The sequence below is a fragment of the Intrasporangium sp. genome (assembly GCF_030452765.1).
Classification (GTDB): domain Bacteria; phylum Actinomycetota; class Actinomycetes; order Actinomycetales; family Dermatophilaceae; genus Intrasporangium_A.
Genome location: NZ_JAKDLO010000264.1, coordinates 1 through 4,497, shown reverse-complemented (window position 1 = coordinate 4,497; position 4,497 = coordinate 1). Strand labels below are relative to the sequence as shown.

At 69.8% G+C, this 4,497-nt stretch carries 5 protein-coding genes and 2 pseudogenes; 1 reads left to right on the top strand and 6 read right to left on the bottom strand.

Translation table 11 applies throughout. From position 1 onward, the window contains the following. The 5 genes and pseudogenes from L0H79_RS20920 to L0H79_RS20900 all read right to left on the bottom strand — a co-directional run. Positions 1-560 (bottom strand): annotated as a pseudogene (locus L0H79_RS20920) (ATP-binding protein); the annotation flags it as partial. Next, positions 560-1,186 carry a hypothetical protein gene (locus L0H79_RS20915; RefSeq protein ID WP_301486591.1) on the bottom strand — a complete coding sequence of 209 codons (627 nt, stop codon included), beginning with the start codon at positions 1,184-1,186 and terminating at the stop codon, positions 560-562. The gene L0H79_RS20915 and the pseudogene L0H79_RS20920, both read right to left, overlap by 1 nt. Before the next feature lie 43 nt (positions 1,187-1,229). Continuing rightward, positions 1,230-1,610 (bottom strand): hypothetical protein, encoded by a 381-nt coding sequence (locus L0H79_RS20910; protein ID WP_301486589.1) that lies wholly within the window; start codon positions 1,608-1,610, stop codon positions 1,230-1,232. A 9-nt stretch (positions 1,611-1,619) separates the two neighbouring features. Next, positions 1,620-2,660, bottom strand: coding sequence for a conjugal transfer protein (locus L0H79_RS20905; protein ID WP_301486587.1), 1,041 nt, complete (start codon positions 2,658-2,660; stop codon positions 1,620-1,622). Then, the gene (locus tag L0H79_RS20900) at positions 2,657-3,010 is read right to left on the bottom strand and encodes a hypothetical protein (protein ID WP_301486585.1); all 354 of its coding nucleotides are present in this window, start codon (positions 3,008-3,010) and stop codon (positions 2,657-2,659) included. Before L0H79_RS20900 ends, L0H79_RS20905 begins: the two co-directional genes overlap by 4 nt. Before the next feature lie 279 nt (positions 3,011-3,289). On the opposite strand from L0H79_RS20900, the gene L0H79_RS20895 reads away from it, so the two are divergent. Continuing rightward, positions 3,290-4,120: a hypothetical protein gene (locus L0H79_RS20895; RefSeq protein WP_301486583.1), complete on the top strand. Its 831-nt coding sequence runs from the start codon at positions 3,290-3,292 to the stop codon at positions 4,118-4,120. 93 nt (positions 4,121-4,213) lie between these two features. On the opposite strand, the pseudogene L0H79_RS20890 reads toward L0H79_RS20895, so the two are convergent. Then, positions 4,214-4,497 (bottom strand): annotated as a pseudogene (locus L0H79_RS20890) (PKD domain-containing protein); the annotation flags it as partial.

Here is a 4,497-nt window from a genome sequence, read left to right as displayed (position 1 = left end):
CGTATGGTGGGCTCGGGCCCCCACACCTGGGGGGGGGGGGTGGGGGGGGGGGGGTTGAACGGGGATGGGATGGACTCAGCGACGCGGGCGGCCTGGGCCAGACGGCGCTGGACGTCGCCGGCAGGGATCGGGGCGCGGGGCAGACCGATCCGGTCGCGCAGGTCGGCGGTCGCGGCGTGGAATGGCTCGAGCGCACGATCGGACGGCTTGTCGACGCCCAGCGGCACGGACAGCCAGTAGATTCGCTGCCCGGGCCCGATGAGGTCCAAGGAGTCCATGGTCGCCTCGCACTCAGCGACCCAGTCCGGGCAGCTGGCCAGGTCGACGCACTCGAGCATCTTCTCCACCACCGCGGCCGGGTCCAGCCCAGAGCACACGCCGATCAGAAGAGACTCGCCGGGCAGGGAGCGGATGAGGGCCTGGTGCAGAGCTCGCACTCCGTGCTTGTCCTTGGTCGGTCGCAGCCCGTAGGGAAGGCCGGTGAGGATCCAGTCGGCCCAGACGGTGCCGCTGCGGGTCCAACGCAGGTTCGCGGCCATGGACCGGGTGGGGGTGCGCATCAGTCCTCCTGGGGTGCGCTCGAGGCGGCCAGGAGCCGCTGAACGCCGGTCAGGGCCGGCGCGGAAGATGGGGTGGAGCGGGACCCTCGCGGCGCTGGACGCGAGGTGGGGTTCTGTGAGGGGGCGGGCCGAGACCATCGCGGCCGCGGGAGTCGCTTGGTCCTCGGGGGCGCAGATGCGGTGGAAGCCACCGGTGCCGGTAGCGCAGCGGGACGGGCCGGGGCGCCGGGGTTGATCACCACGCGGGTGGATGCGCGGTGGGGCCGGCGGATCCGCACCGGACGACCGCCGACGTTCCCAGACGACGATGCGCTGAGAGCGCGGATCAGGCCGGAGCCCACCGCGACGGGGTTCCGTGAGCCGATCGGCATCCGGCCGAGCGCCAGCGTGGTGCCGTAGGCGACGCCCAGGAGCGTCAGTGCGTTGCCGATCAGTCCGAACTGGCCCCAGATCCCGACCGTCTTGGTGCCGGCGACCAGGACGACGACGGCGCCGATGACCTGCGTGTAGGTATACGGGCCGCCCCAGATTCGCGCACCATCGGGGGTCTTCCCGATCAGCTGGGGGAATCGGCGGGCACGCGTGTACCACTTGACGACCTCGTGGGTCTGATCACGCTCGCTCATCACATGCTCCTTCGACTGGTCCGGTCACCGTGGCCGGGCGGGGTCAGTTCGAGATGAGCCGCGTACCCGGCTGGTGAGTCGACGGGTGCGCGACGAGCTGGGAGTAGGTACCGGAGGCGTTGACCTCGCTGCCGACGCGGGCCTGCAGCTTTGTGACGTTCCAGACGATCCAGATGAAGATGCCGGCGGCGATGCCGGCGATGATGATCCGGGCCATGGCGCCGCGGGACTGGATGCCCTGCCAGATGACGAAGCCCATCCCGCCGACGACGCTGAGGAGGCGGAAGACCGCCTGCAGGTCGGTCAGCTTGTTGGTGAGCCAGTCCAGGATCCCGGTGCCGCCGGCGGCCGCGGGCACGGCCATCGGGTGGACCAGGGCCAGCTGGGTGCTGACTTCCTGGGTCAGGTTGAAGAGGGTGCTCATGAGTCGCTCCTACGGAGTAGTGGCCGACGAGGTCGGACCTGTTGGGGTGGTGATCGACCCTGTGGGGGTCGGCTGACCCGAAGCCGGACCGGCTCCGGGGGACTTGGTGGACAGGGCCGGAGACGGGTCGATCGCGGCGACCTCCCAGCGGCCGGCGCGGGACCGGAGGGTAAGGGCGTAGTTGACGCTCACGGTCTGCTTGGCGGTGGCGGTGGCGTCGGCGGCCGCGAGGAGGCGCAGGATGGTGCCGTCCTTGGGTGTGGCAGCGGTGTCCACGTTGAGGTCGCAGCGCAGGTCGGTGACACGCACCGCGGTGTAGGGGGCCGGGTCGATGGCGGGCAACTGGTCACCTGGCGTGACGTACCTGGTGACGTCACCGGCACCGGCCAGGTACGCGCTCAGGAACTGGGCAACGGTGGAGGCGACCGGGCCGGTGGAGGCGACCTGCACCTGGTAGTCAAGGTCGGCTCCGGCGGCGACCGGTGGACCTGCGACCGGGGACGGGAGGGTCAGCGCAGCGAGGGTCTGGTCGGTCACGACGACTGGGACCTGAAAGAAGCGCCGGGCGGTGCTGGGGCGCGAGTCGGTGACAGTGACGGCGACCGTCACGGCCCACACGCCGTTGATGCTGCGGATCGATGAGACCGCCGGATCGCTCGTCGTGAAGGCGACCGTGGGCAGTGACGCGGTCTGCGCGCTCGACACCAGGGCGGCCAGCTGCTCGGGGTGGTCGCGGGTGCTGCCGAGCCAGGCCAGGACTAGGCGCTGCGCGAACTCTCCGGCGGCAGCGCGCTCGTTGGACTGGTCCGGCACGGTGGTCTGGACCGGAGCCACCGATCCGGAGGCTTGCGCGATCGCCAGCCCGCCCGCGGCCAGACCGAGCGGGCCCGCCACCAGGCAGCCCATCAGCGCGATGGTGGTGACCTTGGCGCCCAATTTCGAGGCGACTTGCTCCTTCGCCGAGGCAATCGGAGGCGGGTCCTCGATGACTTCATCGGGCGGCACGTCGAGCTCGGGACGACGTCGACGCAAGGAGAGGGTGGGGCTCATGCGGCACCTCCAGCCATCGGGGCCGAGATGAGCTGACAGGGCTGGGCCGACGGCCGCGGAGCCTGCGGACGCAGGACCGAAGCCCTGTCAGCGTTCGAGGGAATCGGGACCAGGAAGGGTCGACGAGGGCTCGGTGGCGTGACGGCGACCCTGAGCCGGCGCAGCGCTGCCCGCACCGCGGGCGTGTCCGCGCGGGCCAGTGCGCGACGCATCCGCTCGACGGCCTGCTCGTCGAGCGGGCTCGCAGCCAGCGGACCGAGGGCTTGCACGATGTCCTCGCGGACGGCATGCACGGTCGCGGCGTCGGCCAGCTCGCGGGCCTCAGTGGGCTCACGGTCCTCATCACTCATCGGTGCAGATCTCCTTCATGGGGTCGCGTTCACCCATAGAAGGTGTGGGCTATCCCAGGTCTGTGACCGGATCCGGTGAGAACTTTCTTACGATCTGAAGAGACCTGCTCGCGCGCGTTTTCGCAGGTCAGACGTCGAAGTACCGAGGAGGGCAGGGGTCCGCGGTTGGCTTGCCCAGAAGAAAGATCCAGAGGGACCAAATCGGGCAAGACCTCGGGCAAGGGGTGCTGAGCAGCGTGGTCCGTGACCAGCCACACGCCGTCACGGAATGGAGCCACCGTGAAGACCAAGACCTTCCGACAGCACGACCAGAGACCTGAGTGGGTCGCCTCGGCGATCTACCGCCAGCTCCTGCAGGAGTGGGTCGACCTCAACGCTCTGACATCCTCGGCGACCACCGTTCGACGGTGGGGTCGCCTCGAGGCGGCACTGGCTGGCCTCGTCCGCCCCGGCGACGTCGTCGACGCGATCGACGCCGCAGCTGCAGCACAGACCGACGCGATGCTCCTGGCCCTGATCCGCCTCTTCCAGAAGGGCCACCAGCTCGCCGGGCGAGTCGTCCTGCAGACGATGCTCCCCAAACTGATCAGGATCACCCTGCGCACCTCACCCACGTCCACGGACAACGCATGGACCGAGGACCGCCACCACATCACCATCGCCGAGTTCTGGGACGTGCTGGCCACCTACCCGATCGAGCGACGACCGGCCAAGGTCGCCAGCAACCTCGCACTGGACACGCTGCACAGAGTCAGCGGCGCCCGCAAGCATGAGGAGGCCATCCCGGTCGACCCGGCAGAGATGCCCCTTGAGGACCGCGCGGCATACACCTTCGACCACGCGGCGTCGGTCGGTGAGCTGAGCGCCGACTCAGACCTCCTACAGGTCATCACGTGGGGCGTCGCACACCAGGCGATCTCCGCAGAGGAGGGCAGCCTGTTGGCAGCCGCCTACCCGCCCTCCCCCGGCAACTCCGGATTCGCGGCCGCGGCGGCCGAGCGAAGACTGAGCCAGGCCGCGGTGCGGCAGCGGTGCAGCCGCGCCAGCCGCCGGCTCACCGAGGCCGTGCGCACCGAACTGTGGGGCCAGAGCACCGCGGCGACCGCCTGAACCGATGGCGGCGGACAAGGAGCAGTGCTCGAGCGGGGCGTCAGTCCGACCAGCCGGTGTCCGGATGCCATGCTCAGCTCGTTTGGTGCGTTGCTACTGGGTGAGGACCTGCGCCTCGCCCATGGTGATGGCGGCGGTGTCGGTGAAGTTGAGCGGGATGGTGCCGCTCTGCCCGATGCCCGACCAGGTCACCACCCAGAAGGACGTAGCACGGACGGTGTACTTGCCCTCACGGGTGTAAGTGTGTCCGCAGGTGGGCGAGGATTTTTTGCCGTAGGAGTCCGCGTAGGGGGTTCCCGGACCGGTGCAGGTGATGGTCGATCCGTCGCCCATCGTCCAGACCACGCGCTGCGCCTTCGCTGTCGCGGTGACCGTGA